Origin of the sequence: Parazoarcus communis SWub3 = DSM 12120, assembly GCF_003226565.1 — a bacterium.
Taxonomy (GTDB): Bacteria; Pseudomonadota; Gammaproteobacteria; order Burkholderiales; family Rhodocyclaceae; genus Parazoarcus; species Parazoarcus communis.
The window spans coordinates 1-293 of record NZ_QKOE01000164.1 but is presented as its reverse complement, the minus strand read 5'-3'; the positions used below and the strand labels follow the sequence as shown (position 1 = coordinate 293).

Annotated in this window: 1 protein-coding gene; it reads right to left on the bottom strand. The window is 62.5% G+C overall.

The window, feature by feature from the left end:
• Positions 1-293: hypothetical protein (locus tag DNK49_RS24310; protein ID WP_165843444.1), on the bottom strand; the 293-nt coding region annotated here is incomplete at both ends.

Below are 293 nucleotides of genomic sequence, written 5' to 3'. Positions count from 1 at the left end.
GGGCGTCGTAATCATGCTGTTCGATGCTGCTGCCAACGCGCTGTTCGATCATACGGCCCAGGGCGTCATACGACCAGCTGACCGTGTCGTTGAGCCAGGGGCCGTCTTCGCCTGCCGCTTTCAAGGCGCCGAGGGCTCCCGGCTGGTGGTATCCAAACGTCGTTGTACCAGTTCCGTCCGTCATGGACACCAGCCGGGCGAACTCGGTATCCCACGTGTAACCCACTGCCGGCGTCGGATGCACTGCACCGCTGTACGACAGCCCGATCAGGCGATCGTCGAGCGCATATGTA